Source organism: Undibacterium sp. TC9W, assembly GCF_049339865.1.
In the GTDB taxonomy this organism is placed as follows: Bacteria; Pseudomonadota; Gammaproteobacteria; order Burkholderiales; family Burkholderiaceae_D; genus Undibacterium.
Map to the genome: position 1 here is coordinate 144,486 of NZ_JBMPPJ010000001.1, position 20,205 is coordinate 164,690.

21 protein-coding genes, 1 tRNA gene and 1 riboswitch are annotated in these 20,205 nt (G+C 49.6%); of the genes, 7 read left to right on the forward strand and 15 right to left on the reverse strand.

Annotated elements, in window-relative coordinates; all coding sequences use genetic code 11:
- Genes ACO0LN_RS00700 through ACO0LN_RS00725 form a run of 6 tightly spaced genes read right to left on the reverse strand, consistent with a single transcriptional unit; the run spans nt 1 to nt 6,043 of the window.
- Entirely contained in the window at nt 1–1,317 is a 1,317-nt protein-coding gene (locus tag ACO0LN_RS00700; protein WP_422970490.1) for a sulfate adenylyltransferase subunit 1, read from the reverse strand.
- Nucleotides 1,317–2,252 (reverse strand): sulfate adenylyltransferase subunit CysD, encoded by a 936-nt coding sequence (gene cysD / locus ACO0LN_RS00705; protein ID WP_162041759.1) that lies wholly within the window; start codon nt 2,250–2,252, stop codon nt 1,317–1,319. Before cysD ends, ACO0LN_RS00700 begins: the two co-directional genes overlap by 1 nt.
- Before the next feature lie 12 nt (nt 2,253–2,264).
- The gene (locus ACO0LN_RS00710; RefSeq protein ID WP_422970491.1) at nt 2,265–2,978 is read right to left on the reverse strand and encodes a phosphoadenylyl-sulfate reductase; all 714 of its coding nucleotides are present in this window, start codon (nt 2,976–2,978) and stop codon (nt 2,265–2,267) included.
- Nucleotides 2,975–3,496: a DUF934 domain-containing protein gene (locus tag ACO0LN_RS00715; protein ID WP_422970492.1), complete on the reverse strand. Its 522-nt coding sequence runs from the start codon at nt 3,494–3,496 to the stop codon at nt 2,975–2,977. Before ACO0LN_RS00715 ends, ACO0LN_RS00710 begins: the two co-directional genes overlap by 4 nt.
- A gap of 17 nt (nt 3,497–3,513) precedes the next feature.
- On the reverse strand, nt 3,514–5,220 hold the full coding sequence (locus ACO0LN_RS00720) for a nitrite/sulfite reductase (protein WP_422970493.1): 1,707 nt from the start codon (nt 5,218–5,220) through the stop codon (nt 3,514–3,516).
- A gap of 49 nt (nt 5,221–5,269) precedes the next feature.
- Nucleotides 5,270–6,043 (reverse strand): sulfite exporter TauE/SafE family protein, encoded by a 774-nt coding sequence (locus ACO0LN_RS00725; protein ID WP_422970494.1) that lies wholly within the window; start codon nt 6,041–6,043, stop codon nt 5,270–5,272.
- A 461-nt stretch (nt 6,044–6,504) separates the two neighbouring features.
- A riboswitch (FMN riboswitch) is annotated at nt 6,505–6,696 on the forward strand.
- Between the two features lie 109 nt (nt 6,697–6,805).
- Here ACO0LN_RS00725 and ribB point away from each other — a divergent pair.
- The 3 genes from ribB (at nt 6,806) to ACO0LN_RS00740 (ending at nt 8,967) form a co-directional block, all read left to right on the forward strand.
- A complete protein-coding gene (ribB, locus tag ACO0LN_RS00730) occupies nt 6,806–7,498 on the forward strand; it encodes a 3,4-dihydroxy-2-butanone-4-phosphate synthase (RefSeq protein WP_422970495.1) in 693 nt (230 codons plus the stop codon).
- A gap of 40 nt (nt 7,499–7,538) precedes the next feature.
- Nucleotides 7,539–7,733: a hypothetical protein gene (locus ACO0LN_RS00735; protein ID WP_422970496.1), complete on the forward strand. Its 195-nt coding sequence runs from the start codon at nt 7,539–7,541 to the stop codon at nt 7,731–7,733.
- A 310-nt stretch (nt 7,734–8,043) separates the two neighbouring features.
- Complete coding sequence (locus ACO0LN_RS00740) at nt 8,044–8,967, forward strand: methyltransferase domain-containing protein (protein ID WP_422970497.1); 924 nt, start codon at nt 8,044–8,046, stop codon at nt 8,965–8,967.
- Nucleotides 8,968–9,033: 66 nt separating this feature from the next.
- Here the strand turns inward: ACO0LN_RS00740 and ACO0LN_RS00745 are convergent, their stop codons facing one another.
- A complete protein-coding gene (locus ACO0LN_RS00745) occupies nt 9,034–9,516 on the reverse strand; it encodes a hypothetical protein (RefSeq protein WP_422970498.1) in 483 nt (160 codons plus the stop codon).
- A 34-nt stretch (nt 9,517–9,550) separates the two neighbouring features.
- The gene (gene yiaA / locus ACO0LN_RS00750; RefSeq protein ID WP_422970499.1) at nt 9,551–9,991 is read right to left on the reverse strand and encodes an inner membrane protein YiaA; all 441 of its coding nucleotides are present in this window, start codon (nt 9,989–9,991) and stop codon (nt 9,551–9,553) included.
- Between the two features lie 236 nt (nt 9,992–10,227).
- Between yiaA and ACO0LN_RS00755 the strand changes: the two genes are divergently transcribed.
- Nucleotides 10,228–11,184, forward strand: a complete 957-nt coding sequence (locus ACO0LN_RS00755; RefSeq protein WP_422970500.1) for a peptidylprolyl isomerase — start codon at nt 10,228–10,230, stop codon at nt 11,182–11,184.
- Between the two features lie 74 nt (nt 11,185–11,258).
- Here the strand turns inward: ACO0LN_RS00755 and ACO0LN_RS00760 are convergent, their stop codons facing one another.
- From ACO0LN_RS00760 to aat, 5 genes are all read right to left on the reverse strand, one after another.
- Complete coding sequence (locus ACO0LN_RS00760) at nt 11,259–11,657, reverse strand: hypothetical protein (protein WP_422970501.1); 399 nt, start codon at nt 11,655–11,657, stop codon at nt 11,259–11,261.
- A 116-nt stretch (nt 11,658–11,773) separates the two neighbouring features.
- Nucleotides 11,774–12,817, reverse strand: a complete 1,044-nt coding sequence (locus tag ACO0LN_RS00765; RefSeq protein WP_422970502.1) for an aldo/keto reductase — start codon at nt 12,815–12,817, stop codon at nt 11,774–11,776.
- 15 nt (nt 12,818–12,832) lie between these two features.
- Nucleotides 12,833–13,879 (reverse strand): quinone-dependent dihydroorotate dehydrogenase, encoded by a 1,047-nt coding sequence (locus ACO0LN_RS00770; protein WP_422970503.1) that lies wholly within the window; start codon nt 13,877–13,879, stop codon nt 12,833–12,835.
- A 61-nt stretch (nt 13,880–13,940) separates the two neighbouring features.
- Complete coding sequence (locus tag ACO0LN_RS00775; RefSeq protein WP_422970504.1) at nt 13,941–14,672, reverse strand: arginyltransferase; 732 nt, start codon at nt 14,670–14,672, stop codon at nt 13,941–13,943.
- Complete coding sequence (aat, locus tag ACO0LN_RS00780) at nt 14,669–15,385, reverse strand: leucyl/phenylalanyl-tRNA--protein transferase (RefSeq protein WP_422970505.1); 717 nt, start codon at nt 15,383–15,385, stop codon at nt 14,669–14,671. The genes ACO0LN_RS00775 and aat overlap by 4 nt, the downstream gene beginning before the upstream one ends.
- A 187-nt stretch (nt 15,386–15,572) precedes the next feature.
- Here aat and ACO0LN_RS00785 point away from each other — a divergent pair, with 187 nt between their 5' ends.
- A complete protein-coding gene (locus ACO0LN_RS00785; protein WP_422970506.1) occupies nt 15,573–16,775 on the forward strand; it encodes an ammonium transporter in 1,203 nt (400 codons plus the stop codon).
- A 77-nt stretch (nt 16,776–16,852) separates the two neighbouring features.
- Here the strand turns inward: ACO0LN_RS00785 and ACO0LN_RS00790 are convergent, their stop codons facing one another.
- A complete protein-coding gene (locus ACO0LN_RS00790) occupies nt 16,853–17,422 on the reverse strand; it encodes an NUDIX hydrolase (protein ID WP_422970507.1) in 570 nt (189 codons plus the stop codon).
- 129 nt (nt 17,423–17,551) lie between these two features.
- On the opposite strand from ACO0LN_RS00790, the gene ACO0LN_RS00795 reads away from it, so the two are divergent.
- A tRNA-Met gene (locus ACO0LN_RS00795) sits at nt 17,552–17,628 on the forward strand.
- Nucleotides 17,629–17,806: 178 nt separating this feature from the next.
- On the opposite strand, the gene ACO0LN_RS00800 is transcribed toward ACO0LN_RS00795, so the two are convergent.
- A complete protein-coding gene (locus ACO0LN_RS00800) occupies nt 17,807–19,471 on the reverse strand; it encodes a methyl-accepting chemotaxis protein (protein WP_422970508.1) in 1,665 nt (554 codons plus the stop codon).
- A gap of 312 nt (nt 19,472–19,783) precedes the next feature.
- Between ACO0LN_RS00800 and ACO0LN_RS00805 the strand changes: the two genes are divergently transcribed.
- Nucleotides 19,784–20,146, forward strand: a complete 363-nt coding sequence (locus tag ACO0LN_RS00805) for a VOC family protein (RefSeq protein WP_422970509.1) — start codon at nt 19,784–19,786, stop codon at nt 20,144–20,146.
- Nucleotides 20,147–20,205: the final 59 nt, after the last annotated feature.

Consider the following 20,205-nt stretch of genomic DNA (forward strand, 5'->3'; position numbering starts at 1 on the left):
TCAGGCCAGATGTATCATGCCTGCAGCCACGGTCTGGTGCGTGACTTCATCAATGAGGATGAAGGCGCCGGTAGAGCGCAAGTCTTGATAATCATCGACTGCCAGCGCTTGAGCCACATTCAGCGTCACTGTGGCGATGTCATTCAGTTTCAGGATTTCGGCTGGACGACGCTCTTGAGTATTGATGTCAAGCAAAGTATCTATGCCTGTGACCCTGGCAGCGACTTGTCTGGTGGTGTGTTTGAGCCAGTATTTACGACGGATATCCAGCGCATCTTCTGACAACCAGCACAAATCCGCCTTGACGGTTTTCAACAGCGTAGCCGGGCGGTCTGCGCCTACCAGCATATCGCCGCGTGAAATATCAACATATTCATCCAGCAAGATCGTGACTGACTGACCGACGACGGCGGTGTCCAGTGAAGTATCCAGCGTCAGAATGTCTTTGACGGTGGCTGTCTGACCACCAGGCTGCACCAGCAGTTTGTCGCCTTTGCTGACTTTACCTGCTTCAATACGGCCCATATAACCACGGAAGTCATTCGCTTCATGGCCATTATGGCGCGCCACCAGTTGTACCGGGAAGCGGAAAGGTTCGTCGTGACAGGCATCATAGACGTTTAAGGATTCCAGTAACTCTATCAGCGTCGGGCCCTTGTACCAGGCCAGTTTTTCGCTCGCTGTGACGACATTGTCACCCGCCAGGGCAGACAGTGGGATAGGGCGTATGTCTTTCAGGCCCAGTTGATCAGCAAACTCCTGGTAGGCGCCAATGATGCGCTCATATACCGTCTGGTCGTAGTTCACCAGATCCATCTTGTTGACAGCGACGATGACATGTTCAATCTGCAGCAAATGGGCAATGGTGGAATGACGTTTGGTTTGCGTCAGCAAATCGACACTGCCATCATCATTGAGTTTGACCTTGGACACGTCGATCAAAATGATGACTGCATCGGCAGTCGATGCACCAGTCACCATATTGCGCGTGTATTGTTCATGGCCAGGTGTATCGGCGATGATGAACTTGCGTTTTGGCGTCGCGAAATAGCGATAGGCCACATCGATGGTGATGCCTTGCTCGCGTTCTGCTTCCAGGCCATCAGTCAGCAGGGACAAGTCTATGGTATCGCCAACGGTGCGCTTGTGCTTGGCGCGTGAGATGGCATCAAGCTGGTCAGCAAAAATACCCTTGCTGTCAAACAGCAGGCGACCAATCAAAGTGCTCTTGCCATCATCCACTGAACCCGCCGTGATGAAGCGCAACAGGCCACGTTCTCTACCAACGGCGGCAGTCAATTGTTCTACGGCATTCATTAGAAATATCCTTCTTTTTTACGTTTTTCCATCGATGCTTCTGATGTCTGGTCATCCATGCGTGTGGCGCCACGTTCTGTAATTTGGGTAATCGCTGTCTCAGCGATGATGGCTTCTACTGTTGCGGCATCAGACGATACCGGGCAGGTGCATGAAATATCACCAACAGTACGGAAGCGCACGACCTGCGTCTCTACCGTTTCACCATCACGTGGTGGCGTCAAATCTGTCAGCGGTACCAGCAAGCCATTGCGTGGTATGACCTGACGTTCATGGGCAAAATAAATTTGTGGCAATTCCAGTTTTTCACGGGCGATGTATTGCCAGACGTCGAGCTCGGTCCAGTTCGATATAGGGAAGACGCGCATGTTTTCACCGGCGTGCACGCGGGTGTTATACAGGTCCCACAATTCCGGGCGTTGGGCTTTCGGGTTCCATTGACCAAATTCATCACGGAAAGAGAATATCCTTTCCTTGGCACGGGCTTTTTCTTCATCACGACGGGCACCGCCTATGCAGGCATCAAACTTATGTTCAGCGATGGTTTCCAGCAAGGTTACGGCTTGTGCGGCATTGCGTGAATCGGTTGCCGGGTTGCGCAGGCGTACTGTGCCACGGCGTATGGATTCTTCTACCGACCCGACGATCAGGCGTTCACCGAGCTGTGCCACGCGCTTGTCGCGAAAGGCGATAACTTCTGGGAAGTTATGACCAGTATCAATATGCACCAGCGGGAAAGGGAATTTACCCGGGCGGAAAGCCTTTTCTGCGAGGCGTAGCAAGACGATGGAGTCTTTGCCGCCAGAAAACAGCAGGGCAGGGTTACTGCATTCAGCCGCGACTTCGCGCATGATATGGATGGCTTCGGATTCCAGCCAATCCAGGTGGCGATTGCTCGCAGCATCAATAAAATGGTTTTCCACGACAGTATTCATGATTTTTCTTCTTCAGACAGCTTGTTTAATTCGGATCAGCTTGCCATCCACCACATGCAGGCCACATTCCTTGGAATCGGGGTTTTCCCACCACCATCGTCCAGCCCTGACATCTTCACCTGGTTGTATGGCGCGGGTGCAGGGTTCACAACCTATTGATGGATATCCTTTGTCATGCAAAGGATTGTAAGGCACATTGTTGCTCCTGAGATAGTGCCAGACATCATCTTCTGACCAATCTGCCAAAGGATTAAACTTTTGCAGGCCATGTGTTGCATCATCTTCCTGTATCGCCAATTCAGTACGTGTTGCAGACTGCGCACGGCGCTGGCCTGTGACCCAGGCCTTGTTGCCTGCCAGTGCACGTTTCAGCGGTTCTACCTTGCGTATGCGGCAGCATTCCTTGCGCATTTCTACACTGTCATAAAACGCATTCAGCCCATGCTGGCTGACATAATTTTCTACTGCAGCAGCATCCGGCTTGAACAGCTTGATTTCTGTGCCATAGGTTTCCTTGACTTTATCCAGCATGCCCAGGGTTTCTGCATGCAGGCGTCCGGTTTCCAGCGAGAAAATCGTGATATTCAATTTCTTGCGCAAAATCAGGTCAGTCAACACCATGTCTTCTGCCGCCAGGCTGGAAGCAAATACCGCTGGCTCAAAGTCATCAGCGATTCTTTCCAATATAGCCTGTGTTGCGGCAAGGCGCTCCTGAAAATCACTCATGCCTGTGCTCCGGTGCGCTCCGCACGGCGGAACAGGGGATTTTTTTCATCCCATGAAGTCTGATATTTTTCTGAAAAATCAGTCAGGCCCTTGATAGCATCATGGATATTCTTGTCTTCACGAGTGGCAAAAGCATTGAAGCCCACGCGCTGCATGTAAAACAACTGGTCGCGCAAGACATCACCAATAGCGCGCAGTTCGCCAGTGAAGTTAAGGCGTGAGCGCAGGTTATAGGCGATGGAATAACCACGGCCATCTGCAAATTTAGGGAAATCCACTGCCAGCAGACTAAAGCGACTGATATCTTCTTTCAATTCTTTTGCCTGCTCATCGCTGCTGAACCAGACGGCAATATCAGTACGGTTCAACAGGCTTTCGCGTTGCAGTAACCATACTTTCAAAGGGATGATGACTTTGCCTGCGGGTACGCCGACGGCATCCGGTGTTTCATTTTCGGTGAGACGCAATACTGTCCAGTCGTCGGCTACGATGGCTTTGTCTTTAATAATTTCTCGCATGATGCACTTTCTTAATTTCAGTAGCTGACAGCAGTGCCGGCGTCTTCACCATGATGCTCATTGGTACGTATCGGTGTTGCATACACAAATTCCTTGAATGGCGCTATACCCAGACGTTGTGCTGTATCGATGAAGCGTTCGTTTTCGAGACGGTCGCGCACATACACCTGGATGATGCGGTCTATCACTTCCGGCATTTGTCCAGCAGCAAAAGACGGGCCTATGATCTTGCCTATGGCGGCGCTATTGCCTTGTGCGCCACCGATGGACACCTGGTAAAACTCGCTACCGTCTTTATCTACACCGAGGATGCCGATATTGCCAACATGGTGGTGACCGCAGGCATTGATACAGCCAGACATATTGAGTTCTATGTCGCCAATATCATGCAGATAATCAAGGTCGTTGAAGCGATCCGTGATATCCAGCGCGATAGGGATGGACTTGGCATTTGCCAGCGCGCAGAAGTCACCGCCAGGGCAGCAGATCATGTCCGTCAGCAAACCGATATTTGGTGTCGCCAGGCCATGGGCCTTGGCTTCTTGCCAGACGGTGAACAAGTCGGCTACTTTGACATCAGCCAGTACCAGATTTTGCTCATGCGTGACACGCAGTTCGCCAAAACTATATTGGTCAGCCAGATCAGCGATAAAGTCTAGTTGTTCGGAACTGGCATCGCCAGGTGGCACACCCGGTTTTTTCAGCGACAGCACCACTGCAGAATAACCAGCCACTTTATGTGGTTTGACATTACGCTTGACCCAGTTGGCAAAGGATTTATTGTCCTGCAAGTGCTGTTCATAAGCGGCATCTTGCGCAGGCAGATTTTCATAATCTGGCGTTGTGAAGTAACTGGCGACACGTTTCAATTCTGCTTCTGTCAGGGTGGCTGGGCCGTCCTTGATGTCTTGCCATTCTTCTTCTACCTGACGGGCAAAGTCTTCAGCACCTATGGCTTTCACCAGTATCTTGATACGTGCTTTATAGATATTATCGCGACGACCGTACTGGTTATAGATACGCAGTATCGCTTCGAGGTAGGTCATGACATGCTTCCATGGCAGGAAATCACGTATCACACTACCGAGGATAGGCGTACGGCCCATGCCACCGCCTACCATGACCTTGAAGCCGACTTCGCCAGCTTCATTGTGTACCACAGTCAGGCCAATATCATGCACTGCAATCGCGGCACGGTCTTCTTTTGCACCATTGATGGCGATCTTGAACTTGCGCGGCAAGTAGGCAAACTCAGGGTGGAAGGTAGTCCATTGACGCAGGATTTCTGCATAGGCGCGCGGATCTATCACTTCATCCGCAGCAACACCAGCGAATTCATCCGATGTGATATTGCGCATGCAATTGCCAGAAGTCTGGATGGCATGCATTTCTACTGATGCCAGTTCTTCCAGTATGTCTGGTGTATCTTCCAGGTTAATCCAGTTGTACTGGATATTCTGACGAGTCGTAAAATGACCATAACCACGATCATATTTGCGGGCAATATGAGCAAACTTGCGTACCTGGTTCGACGACAGCATGCCGTATGGCACTGCCACCCGCAGCATATAGGCGTGACGCTGCATGTACAGGCCGTTTTGCAGACGCAAAATACGGAATTCATCTTCACTCAATTCATTCGAGAGCCGGCGGCTAACCTGGTCACGGAATTGTGCAATACGTTCCTTGATGATTTGGTGATCGTGCTGGTCGTAACGATACATCTTTAATTACCCATAAAATGCGTCTGTAAGTACGCGTTTGCAAACAGAGTCAAAGGACAAGCTTGGCAGCAACCAAAGTCAGAGTGGTTGCCAACAGGCCACGTAAAAATTTTTCTGGTACTGCACGCGCTGCCATCGAGCCCAGAGTAATGCCTGGCAAAGAGCCAATCAGCAGGCTGCCCAGCAAAACCCAGTCTATCGAGCCCAGCCACCAGTGACCAAAAGCTGCAATGGCCGTCAGAGGTACTGCATAGGCGATATCCGTGCCAGCGATGTGCGCGGCAGACATGCGTGGATACAGCATGACCAGCAAAGTTGCACCGATCGCACCGGCACCAATAGAGGAGATAGTCACCAGCGTACCTAACACTGCGCCTGAGATGATCGTGGCCGCGGCCAATTTTTTGCCTTGTAGTTGTTTTTCAGGGTGCTTGTTGAGCCAGTTCAGCATTTTGCCCTTGAACAGCAAAGCAACCACTGTCAGCAAGACCGAGACAGCGATGGAGTAGCGTATGAGCTGACCAATTTCCTTGTCCAATGCACCAAACTGCTTAAGAAACAGGGTGGCGACGACGGCGGCAGGCAAAGCGCCGTAGCACAGCAGTCGTACTACATGCCATTCAACCGTACCACGCAATCTATGGGTAAAAGTACCTGCGGCCTTGGTGATGGAGGCAAAGGCGAGGTCGGTGCCTACTGCCACTGTCGGTGAAACACCAAACAGCAGGGTCAACAGAGGAGTCATCAGCGAGCCACCACCTACCCCGGTCAGGCCGACCAGAGTGCCCACTGCAAATCCTGAAAATATATAGGTTAACGTCATGTCGCCTCGCGCAAAGTAAGTGCATCGTAATGAATACAGGCTTTATTCCAAACTACTTAGTATTCATTTGCTTATATACGTATTTGATATATGCAAAATCGCTGGACTGATATTGCCTTTAGTTTAATTCGTAAAAAATAAATAAATTATATAAGAGACAATTTATGCAGGAAAGCTTGCGCTTTTGATGTGTTTTTATTGGTTGACGTAGCGTGGTTTGAAAAAATCATGTGCTTTTGAGCAGACTGCCGTCAAACCGGAAAAGCATAAACGCGAGGAAGCTTCTCAAAAACAAGCATAGATGTTGCCCTGTGGAAATGCGAGGCAATTCCAATAATATTTTCAATAATTCTCATGTTGATATATGTTTTTCGTATTTAGTGAAAATTGTCGATTAAAGCATGTTCAAGCAGTCATTTTATTTTTGCGTATAATTCAATGGCCGAATATCTCGGCAGGTTGTACGTCTTCAGGGCGGGGTGTAATTCCCCACCGGCGGTAAATTCACAGTATTGCCCTGGCAATGCGAGTGAACAAGCCCGCGAGCGCTTGCAGTAAAAACTGTTGCAATGAGTTTGTATCAGTTTGCAAGGTCAGCAGATCTGGTGAGATTCCAGGGCCGACGGTCATAGTCCGGATGAGAGAAGATGCGCCTTATACAAAATTCCCGTGGTGAAAACCATGGGCGTTGGTGTTTGGCTATTCGTTTTTTTACTCCCTGAAACGTCTTTTGCACATTCACTTTTGCCGGAGCGTTTCATTATGTTCAATACTATTAGTAATACCGTCCCATCCTCCAATTCCGCCCAGCCGGAAATTTTATCCCTTAGTCCTTTTGAGCAGCGCCTGTCCAGAGCGTTGGCAGATTTGCGCAATGGCCGTCCTGTTTTGCTCATGGATGACTTTGACCGCGAAAACGAGGCAGATCTCATTGTTGCCGCAGAAAAAATCACCGTTGAATCCATGGCCAGGCTGATACGCGATTGCAGCGGTATTGTCTGCCTGTGCCTGACAGACGACAAGTTGCAGCAACTCGATCTGCCGCCCATGGTCAGCCACAATGAAAGCCGCTACGGCACCGCTTTCACAGTGTCTATAGAGGCCAAACAAGGCGTGACTACCGGCGTTTCTGCGACTGACCGCGTCACCACTATTCTGACCGCCATCGCAGCAGATGCTAAACCTGAGGATTTGGCCCGGCCTGGCCATGTCTTTCCTTTACGGGCTGCACCTGGTGGTGTACTCAGCCGTCGCGGACATACTGAAGGTTCTGTTGACCTGGCTATCATGGCAGGGTTGTCTCCTGCAGCTGTATTATGTGAATTGATGAACCCGGATGGCAGCATGGCCAAAGGCGCACAAATCATAGAATATGCAGTGACTCACGATATCGTGATCTTGACGATTGATGAACTTGCAGCTTATCGTACATTATCAACTACAGCGCTAAGCTAAGCCTTTATTAACCACAAAACCGGGGGTGACAAGTATGATCATGTTCAGAAAGATAATTGTACTGAGCATGGTATTACTCGTCACTCCGGCGTATGCTGCGCCAGCCGCCTGGTATAAGTGGCGCAGCAAACTCAATGCCCATGTGGTCTGCTCCCAGACTTCTCCAGGCGAAGGCTGGGAGCAACTGGCCCAGGCATATCAGGATGGGCGCTGTGAACGTCCAAAATCAAACTGATTGTCAGTCCATCTGTTATTTAAATCCTGTTACTTGTTTTTTTCAAAACTGGCATTGCGCGTATCCGTTTCTTTGCATAAAGTTAATTGGCAAGCATGCTTTGCATGCGGCCATCTTTCGCATACGCAAGAATTGATACAGTTTCGCTGCTTAGCTCTGTGCATCACTTCCTGATAAGCCAAGGATAATCATTCTCTCAAGCCATACACTCAGCGAAGTTGGCGTTGTGTGTTGTTGGCGAAAAATCGACTGTCCTGCAGAGCTCTTCAGATGGCAGCCACATGATGAAAATAGAAATGAAGGAGTGAACATGTTGATAGAGCGCGAGGCTGAGAGTTGCTACCTGGGCCAGTTTATCCCCCTGCAATACCATCACAATATGTTGATGGACCTGAACCGAATGGACAACTTCAAGGCGGCGATACGCCGCCAGGTATTTGAGGGAGCCAAGGTGCTGGAGTTGGGTGGGGGCACAGGCGTTTTGTCGTGGTTTGCTGCACAGGCGGCGTCCAAGGTGTATTGCGTAGAATTTAATCCTGACATGGTCGATGAAGCACGACGCTTGCTGGCCATGAACCGCGATGGTGAAAAAGTCGAAGTCATCCACGCCGATGCCTTTGAATACCTGCCACCAGAACCTGTCGATGTCGTCATTTGCGAAATGATCCATGTCGCGATGCTGCGTGAAAAACAGGTGGAAGTAATCGAGAATTTTAAAAAGCGCTATGCCGCAAAATTTGGCGGTCCATTGCCCCTGTTCATACCAGAAGCCGTCGTCATGGCAGTGCAGCCTTTGCAGCAGGCTTATGATTTTTCTGGCTATCAGGCGCCGATTATCCAGTTTCAGCAGGCTGGTGTTTTTTCTGCCGACACGATAGAGTTGGCGCAACCGGCCTTGTACAGCATTATTGATTTCAGTCAACCCAATGACTTGCAAATCAAATGGGAGGGCAGTTTTACCATAGAAAAATCGGGAACGGTCAGTGCCTTGCGTTTTGTGACCAAGAATATACTGGCGGTATTGATGGAAACCTCATCCACCATAGACTGGTTGAATCACTATATGGCCTTGCCATTGGCCCAGCCAGTTGCGGTGAAAGAAGGTGATCTGTTGCAAGTCAGTTTCCAGTACCGTGCTGGTGGTTCTATCGCTTCACTGCAAAACTCCATGCAGGTGGAAGTGAAATCCACTGCAAGTGTCCGTGCAGGGCATTTGTCACTGGCTTACGGCTGATCCCAGTAAAATGTAAACAGCCTGCATTTTTTCAAATACAGGCTCTTTTTCTTTGTGACGACTGTTTTAGTCTGGTGAGCTATCTTCCCCATCTGCTGGTTTAGCCATTGCCTGTTGTATCAATTCTTCTTCAGAGATTGGCGGTAGCTCATTCAGTTCTTCTGGTCTGGCTTGATGTGCCAGGTTCAAGGCGTGCTCACCCAGAAATGCCAGGGCATCCCGCTCGTCTTCTGGCTCCTCCTGCGGACTGGTCTGCGCATTCAAGTCTTCATTGTCAGCATCGTCACCAGCCTCTGCATCCATGCCATATTCAAGCCCATCTCCAGCAGTTGCCAGCGCTTGCGTCAATAAATCATCGTCTGCTACAGGTGGAAGTTCAGCAAGTTCTTGCAGGTGCAATTTTTCCTCGAAAGTCAATTCTTGACTGGCTTGAAAAGCGGGCAAGACATAGTCTGGCTCAGGATGTTGTGGCGCACCTGCTGTGCTTTGCTTGCCCAGACTTTCCAGATAAGCGGCAAAGTCACCGTTTTTGGGAACATCATTATTCACGATGAGTTTTTCGTTCTATAGTTTTAGCCAGGAATCAGTTTTCGTGGCCATCGTGCATGGGCAAGGTATCTGGATCAGGTTTGAGCAGCTTGATATCGCGCACATTTTTTTGTACTGCAACAGCAGCAAACAGGCTCAGCAAGAATGCCATGGCAAAGAAGCCTTTTTCGCTCCAGCCCAGTGTTGCATTGAACAAACCTACAGCCAGTAAAAGTATCGATAAACCCAGCGACAGCCAGCACAGGCCAAAGTAGATGCCGGTAACAGGAATGCCTTCGAGTTTGTCACGTACCGATTTTTGCAAGGAAACGGCAGCAAACAGGCCATACATCAAGACGGCAAAGTAATAACCTTTTTCATTCAATTGCATCTCTGCATTCCAGACGCCAGCAAAATAAGTGGCTGCACCTATAAACAATGCGGCCCATGATGCGCCCACAAATGCACCGGTAGGTGCGTGAAGTTGAGGTTTCAAACAAGGACTCCTTGAAATAAAAGATTGAATCAGGTTTTACCGGATTCGCCGGAATTTTGCAATATTACAATGAGAAGAGCCAGGAAATAGCATATTTGACCCAAATAATAAGCCAAGTAGCTAGTTAGATATATTGGGGGTATATGGACAAAATTAATTCATTCGCGTAAGGTCACCCCTTCTTGCCTGAGCGGCAATGGTCCTCTGTTTTTTGTGCACTTTACCGGAGTCGAATAATGTCTTTACGTTTTGTTGCTGTGCCCGCTGGAAAATCCTTGATAACTTGCCTGGTCGCAGGCCTGTGCTTGTCTGCTACCGTACAAGCTGCACCAGCTAAAGCCAAGAACCCGCCAGTCAAGGCAGTGCAGGCATCCAAACTGAATCTTGGTGATATCCTTAAAGATTCCAAGGCCACGGACTGGAGGCCGCTTGATCCTGAAAATACGCTGTACCTGAATCTGGACAAAGGCCGTGTCGTCATAGAGCTGGCCCCCAATTTTGCCCCCAATCATGCACAAAATATCAAGGCACTGGTACACGAGGGTTATTTTGATGGTTTGGCTATCGTACGGTCGCAAGAGAACTATGTCGCGCAATGGGCAGACCCGGATGAGAAGCGTGAAGTTAAAACGGCCAAACGCAAGCTTGACGGTGAATTCACCGTCAAATACCCTGCCAATTTACCGTTTACGCAGTTGCCTGATATCGATGGCTATGCGCCGCAAGTGGGTCATGCAAACAGTTTTCCGGCGGGGCGTGATCCCAGGACCGGCACGGCCTGGCTAGCGCATTGTTATGCCAGTGTAGGCGTTGCCCGTGGCACTGATGCGAACAGCGGCAACGGCACATCTTTGTATGTGGTGACCGGGCATGCGCCAAGACAGCTGGATAGAAATATCACGGTAGTTGGTCGTGTTGTGCAAGGCATGGAATTACTGACCACGTTGCCACGTGGTACAGGGCCTTTGGGCTTTTATGAAAAAGCCGAAGAGCGCACTCCCATCAAGAGCATGAAAATAGCTGCCGATGTGCCCGAGTCCGAACGCAGCAAACTGGAAATCATCCGCACTGATACTGCAACTTTCAAATCAATTATCGATGCGCAAAGAAATCGCGGCGGTGACTGGTATAAGGTGCCGGCAGGGTATATAGACCTGTGTAATGTGCCACTGCCAGTCAGGCCGCAAAAATAACCATAAGTATGGGGGGCAGATTGGCGCGTGGCGCTTACTCCCGTGTTACGCGTATCTGCCCTAACGGAAATTTACTAATTGCTCCCGCTGTCCATACTTGATGTCTGGCAAGAGCTTGCCATGTCAACACTGCAAGCGATACTTGTAGCTGAGCTGGTATCAATGGCATCTTGTGACATTGCTGCTGGAGTATTGTTGTTGGTGATGGAATCCAGCCCCGGTGGGTTTGTAGCAAACCACAGCCATGCAGGATCAATAGCTCCCTTATTGATACTCCACTGATTAAAACCACCCCTGATGATGATAGTCAGGTATAGCGCAAAGGCAAATACAAAAATGCCCAGCGCAATATAAGGGAATACACGTAAGGGGGAAATATTTGGAACCAGGCTGCGCAGAAAAACAATCAGCAACGCAGAGATGGCAAAAAAGCAGATGAGGGATTTGATAATATTAATACGCAATTGGGACATCTCGGTTCTCCGGTAAAAGGATCAATAGGCATTTGTTGCAATTGCACTTATATTTTATGCCAGTTGAAAACTTCTTGCCGAAGGCATCATTTTATTGATGTCCCATCGCAATAACATTACTGCCCGGGGTTGTTCAGCTCTTCATGAATGCGATTGATGCCCTGCATGAGTTCATCATTGAGTTGCACATCCAGCGCATCAATATTCTCCTTCAACTGCGTCACATTAGTCGCACCTATGATGGTACTGGCGACAAAGCTGCGCGAATAACACCAGGCCAGTGCCAGTTGTGCTGGCGTCAATCCATGTTCACGCGCCAGAGCCGCATAACGTTTGCTGGCTTCAAATACGCTGGCACGCATGTAGCGTGGACTCCAGGTCGGCGGGAATATCGTCAGGCGGCCATGGGCTTTGGCATCGTCGATGTATTTGGCGGTCAATTGCCCGAATGCCAGCGGGCTATACGCCAGCAAGCCTACATTTTCGCGGAAGCACGTTTCATCCAGACCCTGTTCAAATGAACGGTTCACCAGGTTGTAGGCATTTTGTATGCTGGCGATGTTCGCTGCGCCTTGCAGTTCTGCCTGCTTGATAAACTCACTGACACCCCAGGATGTTTCATTTGATACGCCAAAAGCGCGTATCTTGCCTTCCTTGACGAGGGCATTCAATACCGCCACTGTTTCGGCGATATCTGTACAGGGTCTTTCCAGTGCTGGATCAAATTGTTTTTGTCCAAAGATGGGGGCATTGCGGCTGGGCCAGTGCAATTGGTAGAGGTCGATGTAGTCTGTTTGCAGGCGTTGCAAGCTGGTTTCTATGGCAGCACGAATATTCTTTTCATTCAAATCATTTTCGCCATTGCGTATCCAGCCCATGCCGCGTGAGGGGCCGGCTACTTTAGTCGCCAGCACAATCTCGCTACGCTTGCCGGATTTTTTTATCCAGCTGCCTATGTATTGTTCGGTCTTGCCTTGCGTAGCTGCACGCGGCATGACCGGATACATCTCTGCCGTATCAATAAAGTTAATGCCACGCTCCAGCGCATAATCCAGCTGCTCGTGCGCTTCTGCTTCTGTGTTTTGCTCGCCAAAGGTCATGGTGCCCAGGCAAATGGTGGTTACATTCAGTTGGCTATTGCCAAGTAAAATTTTCTTCATGATGATAAGGATAAATTATTTATGTCCGCGCAAGGCATCTGCGCAGTCTTTGACTAATGCCGGGCCTTGATAAATCAGGCCAGAATACACTTGTACCAGCGCTGCTCCCGCCTGCATTTTAGCCACAGCATCGGCACCAGAAAAAATCCCTCCGACACCGATGATGGGTAACTCATTACCCAGTTCTGCCTTCAGGGCACGGATGACACGATTCGATAATTCAAAGACGGGTTTGCCAGACAGGCCACCCGTTTCTTCTGCATGCGGCAAGCCTTGTACGGCATCGCGGGTGATGGTGGTATTGGTCGCAATCACTCCATCTATCTTGTGACGCAGCAGGGCTTCAGCTATGGTCTTGATCTGTTCTGCGTCGATATCAGGGGCGATCTTCAGGGCAACTGGCACATAACGTTTATGTTCATCCGCCAGTTTTTGCTGCGCCTCCTTGAGTTGTGACAGCAAGGCATCAAGCTCGGTTGCACCTTGCAACTGGCGCAGGTTCTTGGTGTTGGGAGAAGAGATATTCACTGTGACATAACTGGCATAGGGATAAACCTTGGCCAGGCAAAGCAGATAATCTTCAGCGGCGCGTTCTATTGGCGTATCGGCATTCTTGCCTATGTTGAGGCCAAGCACGCCTTGTTTGTCCTGGTAAAAACGCGAAGCCTGCACATTTTTGACAAAGGCATCGACGCCGCCATTATTAAAACCCATGCGATTGATAATCGCATCAGCCTGCGGCAGGCGGAACATGCGTGGCTTGGGGTTGCCCGCTTGCGCACGCGGCGTGACCGTGCCAATTTCTATGGAACCAAAACCGATTGCCGCCAGACCATCAATATACGCACCGTCCTTGTCCAAGCCAGCAGCAAGACCTACCGGATTGGGAAAGCGCACACCCATGACAGTGCGCGCATCTTCTGCAGGCTTATTGCCCAGCAAGCCACCCAAGCCCAGTTTATTGGCGCGCTGCAGAGCAGGTAAAGTCAGGTGATGGGCATTTTCCGGATCCATGGCAAACAGGGCAGGGCGGATCAGGGAGTAAAGAAGTTTTGCAGGCATGTAAATAGGATGGGAAGAAAAGTTGAAAATAAAATTTGAGAGACAAACAGGGCGGAGCGTTTCACAGCTCCCGCAAAGTTTGCCAGCGCCCCTGCATCAAGGCATCCAGGGGGCGGAAATTGGTTTTGTAAGCCATCTTGGGGCTAGCTGCAATCCAGTAACCCAGATAAACATAGGGCAGCTTTAATAAGCGTGTTTGCTCTATCTGCCACAAAACATTGTAGGTGCCATACGATGCCGTCGCATCATCCGGGTCATAAAAGGTATATACCGACGACAAGCCATCTGTGAGTACATCAATGATGCTGACCATGCGCAGGATATTGTTGCCATCCCTGAATTCAACCAGGCGTGTATTCACACGGCTTTGCAGCAGGAATTGAGCATACTGGTCTCGGCTGTCATTGTCCATGCCACCGCCAGAATGACGCTCACCCTGGTAGCGCTGGTACAGCTCATAGTGTTCATGCACATAACTGAGGCTGCTGACGCGCGCATGCAGATTGCCATGTTTTTTCCAGGCGCGGCGCTGGCTGCGGTTGGTTTCAAACTCATTGACGCGTACGCGCACTGGTGTGCAGGCCTGGCAGTTATCGCAATGCGGCCGGTAAATAAAAATTCCGCTGCGGCGAAAACCACTCTTTACCAGCTCCGAGTATGCATCCGCATTAATCAGATGTGCAGGCGTTGCCACTTGAGAACGCGCCTGCAAGCCTTCCAGATAACTGCAAGGATAGGGCGCCGTTGCATAAAACTGTATGCTGGCGAAGGGGAGTTCGTTAAGCTGGGTCACGGGCTGATCTTGTTGACTATGGTCCAATTGCTAATCGCTGGCAAGGCACTGGCATGTTCTACCCAGCGCAAAAACTCGGTTCTGCTGATCGCTTTTGCGCCCAGAGATGCCAAATGTGCCGTCTCTTGCTGGCAGTCTAACATTTTCACCCCATGTTCACGCAAGAAAAATACCAGATGTGCCAAGGCTATTTTTGATGCATCCGTGACCCTGGCAAACATCGATTCACCATAAAACATCCGGCCTATGCAAACGCCATAGGCGCCTCCTACCAATTTGCCGTCCAGCCATACTTCGGTGGAATGGGCATATCCCAGTTTGTGCAAGTCACAATAGCCCGCAACGATGTCGTCAGAAATCCAGGTGCCATGCTCTTCACCGCGCGGCGCTGCACAAGCCCGCATGACATCTTCAAAGGCAGTATCAAAGCGCACTTCCCAGCGCGGGTCTTTGCTGACCTGGCGCAAGCGCTTTTTCAGACTGAGTGACAGCTTGAAGTCTTGTACCTGCAAGACCATGCGCGGATCGGTGGACCACCACAAAATAGGTTGCCCATCAGAAAACCAGGGAAAGATGCCATTTCTATAAGCATACAGCAAGCGTCCCGCTGACAGGTCGGCACCCGCTGCCAATAAGCCTGCGGCACCGTCTTTTTCAGTAAGTGCGGTGCTGGGATGAGGGAAGGGACTATCGGTTTCCAGCCAGGGGATCACGCAGCCCCCAACATAGCTTGCACTAAAAAGATGCCATATTTTAGTGCATTAAACTTCTGCATTAAATAACCAGGTTTTAAAAATCGCATTAAATCAATCACTTATCGTTTGCACCAAATTGGAATGCATTTTGCTTTATCAGTGCATCTTTAATTCGGATTTGCACTTTAATTGGGAGATATTTTGCATGAATGCACAAAATAGCAGCGCTGACGCCTTGTTTATCTTGCTTGGCGCAATCATGATTTTAGCAATGCATGCGGGGTTTGCGTTTTTAGAATTGGGTACTGTGCGCAAGAAAAACCAGGTCAATGCCCTCGTCAAGATACTGGTTGATTTTGCCGTATCGACCATCGCCTACTTTTTTGTCGGTTACACCATTGCTTACGGCGTGCAGTTTTATTCAGGTGCCGAGGTGCTGGTCGCCAAAAACGGTTTTGAAATGGTCAAGTTCTTTTTCTTGCTGACCTTTGCCGCCGCCATTCCCGCCATTATCTCAGGCGGCATTGCCGAGCGGGCAAAATTTCACCCTCAGTTGATTGCTACTGCCTTGCTGGTCGGTGTGTTGTATCCATTCTTTGAAGGCATAGCCTGGAACCAGCGTTTTGGCATACAGGCATGGCTGAAGGCAATGTTTTCTGAAGAATTTCATGACTTTGCCGGTTCCGTAGTCGTACATGCCTTTGGTGGCTGGGTCGCCTTGCCTGCAGTGCTGCTACTGGGTGCACGCCGTGGCCGCTATATGAAGAATGGCGCAATTGCCGCCCACCCGCCATCGAGCATCCCTTTTCTGGCATTGGGAGCGTGGATCCTGACTGTTGGCTGGTTTGGTTTCAATGTCATGAGTGCACAAACCATGGACAAGATGAATGGTCTGGTTGCCATGAACTCGCTGATGGCCATGGTCGGCGGCACGCTGGTCGCCTTCATCCTTGGCAAGAATGACCCCGGCTTCGTCTATAACGGCCCCCTGGCTGGCCTGGTTGCGGTGTGTGCCGGTTCTGACCTCATGCATCCTCTCGGAGCGCTGATCACTGGTGGTATGGCTGGTGCGATCTTTGTCTGGATGTTCACCTGGACGCAAAACAAATGGAAAGTCGATGATGTACTCGGTGTCTGGCCCCTGCATGGGCTGTGTGGTGCCTGGGGTGGCATTGCCGCTGGTATCTTTGGCTTAAAGTCTCTGGGTGGTCTTGGTGGCGTCAGCTTGATGTCGCAATTGCTGGGCACCGTCACGGGTGTTGCGATTGCCTTCATCGGTGGCTATATCATCTACGCCAGTTTGAAAAAACTCGTAGGTATACGTCTTGATCCTGAAGAAGAATTTGAAGGCGCAGATTTGGCTATACATAAAATCTCATCGACTGCTGAGCGCGAGACCAGTTGGTAGTGACGCAAATAATGACGAAAAAAATGGGCGATTGAAAATGTCGCCCATTTTTTGATGCAAGTCCAGCCAGTTTCATTTCAATCATGCAGCATTGGCTTGAAAATATCATGCTCATGCGTCTGGAAACGCCCACCGGCCTTGACCTTCGCCAGGTCTTCAAAGAAAAACTTCAGCGTATGGCCTATGGTAGGGAAGGCGATGTCATCCCAGGGGATTTGCTCTTCAGAGAATAACGCAACTTCCAGGCTCTCGACTCCCGCTGCGTAATTCAAGTCCAGCAAGGTGGCGCGGTAAAATAAATGCACCTGATGCACATGTGGCACATTCAAGATAGAAAACAGCTCATGCAATTTGATATTGGCACCAGCTTCTTCCTCGGTCTCACGTTGCGCAGCCTGTGCCGTTGTCTCATTATTTTCCATGAAGCCAGCAGGCAGGGTCCAGAAGCCCAGGCGCGGTTCTATCGCCCGCTTGCATAATAATATCCTGGTGACACCATTTTCCTCCCAGACGGGAATAGAACCCACGACCATCTTGGGATTTTGATAATGGATAGTGCCACAAGCCGGGCAGACAAAACGCTCGCGGGTATCATCAACAGGAATTTGCAAGACCACCGGGGACGCGCATTCAGAGCAGAATTTCATGGGCAAAAAAGAGTCAAAATTGGCGAATCTGCAGAGTGTAACACCTGTCCGTAAAAGCGCGGCAAAAGTCCATGTCCTATAAAAGAATTGCGCGGAGCAGCAAAATCATGTATAGTTTCATTCTTCAGACGCGGGGTGGAGCAGTCTGGCAGCTCGTCGGGCTCATAACCCGAAGGTCGTAGGTTCAAATCCTGCCCCCGCAACCAAGTATTCAAGTCCTTGATCAGAAATGATCATGGACTTTTTGCTTTTCTATGATCTTCTTTTTCTTTCGCTTCTTCTTCCATAGTTTCAATGTGTGATGCTTGTCCGTGTTGCTCCTGGACTTGTGGTGTCACAGCTTGCGTGGCTCAATTCTATGGGGGGGGGCGTTCCCTGCGATGCTTATTTCTCTCTTGCTGAGGCAGATATCTGTAGCGGAATGACTTGTCGTGCATTCGTTTGCCTTGCGGCTTTTGGGTGTTCGGAAATATTGTGTAATCTGGCAGCGGTGGCGGGTGTGTTGTCGTCGGTTTTGAATACGCTGACGACATCGGCTTGTCTTCTTGCCTGATCCTGCAGGGATTCGGCGGCTGCGGCTATTTCTTCTACGAGGGCAGAGTTTTGCTGGGTGGTATTGTCGAGTTCCACAATGGCCCGGTTGATCTGTTCTATACCGGCAGTCTGTTCGGCGCTGGCCGAGCTTATTTCTGCAATGATATGAGTCACATGTCTGACGCTGCTGACGACTTCACCCATGGTCAGGCCCGCTTCATCAACAAGCTGAGTTCCTGCATTCACCTTCTCTACAGAAGTGTCAATCAAGAGTTTGATCTCTTTTGCTGCGGTTGCAGAACGCTGGGCAAGATTGCGTACTTCAGTGGCAACCACGGCAAACCCCCGGCCTTGCTCGCCAGCGCGCGCAGCTTCGACTGCGGCATTCAGTGCCAGAATATTTGTCTGGAAGGCGATGCCATCAATGACACTGATGATATCGACAATCTTCCTGGATGATTCGCTGATGGATGACATGGTATCGACCACGCGTGTGACGACATTGCCGCCTTTGACCGCCACTTCAGACGCATTTTTTGCGAGCTGATTTGCTTCGAGGGCGTTATCGGAATTTTGCTTGACGGCGCTCGTGAGTTCTTCCATGGATGATGCAGTTTCTTCCAGGGCGCTTGCCTGTTTTTCCGTGCGTGCGGAAAGATCCTGGTTGCCTGATGCGATTTGTGTGGATGCGGTGGCAACGGTGTCTGTGCCATTGCGTATTTGTCCGACAATGTCTATCAGGTTGTTGTTCATTAATGCCAGTGCGCGCAGCAGGGAACCCATTTCATCTTTGCCGGTGACATCGATAGTACTAGTCAAATCGCCGCTGGCAACGGTTTTGGCGATCTCTACTGCACTGTTGAGAGGAGTGACTATGCGCTGTGTAATTGACCAGGCGATAAAGCTGCTGATGATCGCCGCAAGTATGCCGGTAGCGATCATCAGTTGAGTCGCAGATTCAGCTGTTTCCTTGGTTTCTATGGCTGACTCTGCCATCAATCCTTCTTGAAACTTGATGAGTGACTCCATCGCTTCCAGGTAGCTGAGTTGTTTGGGGCGGACTTCCTTAAACAGAAAATCTTTTGCTTCATCTTTATTGCCATCCGTCACTAGCTTGATCATTTTGTCTCTGACGGGAATATATTGCGTGCGTTGTTCTATAGTGAGCCTGAGTAATTCCTTAGCTTTTGGGTTGTGTATTGTGGCGATCAGTTTGTCGAGTTCAATGGTAATTGCCTGAGAGGATTTTTGCACGCTGTCGATTTCCTTTTTAATTTCAGCTTCATCGCTCATGAGCAAGATATTGCGTAAATTCCTGGCTTGCAGATTCAGGTTTTTGATAGCGTCGTTCAGTACATATATTTTTTGATAGCGATCATTGACGGTCAGGTTGATCTCGCTATCGAGTAAAGTCAGGCGGGAAGCACCTATGGCGACAACGGCGATCAGCATCAAAATAACTAAGCCAAAGCCTGAATACAGACGCTGGCTGATTTTGAGGTTTGCAATAAACATTTTTATCCCCTGAAAGACTGTGCTGCTGGTCGGATGCGATTGACAATGAGCGGCGGCTGAAGCGGGTCGTCCTTGAAGGCAGTACTTCAAAAAGTGGTGTGGCGAGTTTGCTGTCAATTGCTAATGCCAGTTATTGGGTTTCTTGCCGAGGTATTGATGTGCAGATATGGCTTGCTTTAATGGCATTGAATTGCATTTTACGCATCATCTTTGATTGAAGTCCATGTGAAAAATCAAAGTGTATGTTTTATGCAAAAATTGAAATTTATTGTAAATTCAACCAATTTTTGCATATTTTCCTGATTACTTAAAATGAGTAAAATGCAAGCTATTATTGTAAATCCTGAATTTGATCTGGCAAGGAGAAATGTCGTGAATATCGAACTCGATCACACTATTGTTCTTTCGCATGACAAGCTGGCTTCGGCAAAACTGTTGGCTGAATTGCTGGGTGTGCCTTGGTCGCCGACAACCTTGGGTCCGTTTGCACCGGTATTTGTGAGCGAAGGCTTGACGCTGGACTTCATCCGGGCGAATGAGGATTTCCCCGTTTATCATCTTTGCTTTCGCGTCAGCCAGCAAAAGTTTGATGACATACTCAGTCGTATCAAGCTGGCTGGCATTTTTTATCGCAGCTCTGTGTGTGGGCCTGTGGATATGCGAATAAACACTTAATATGGCGGGGAAATGATTTACTGGAATGAGCCGGATGGTCATCAGTGGGAAATGCTGAC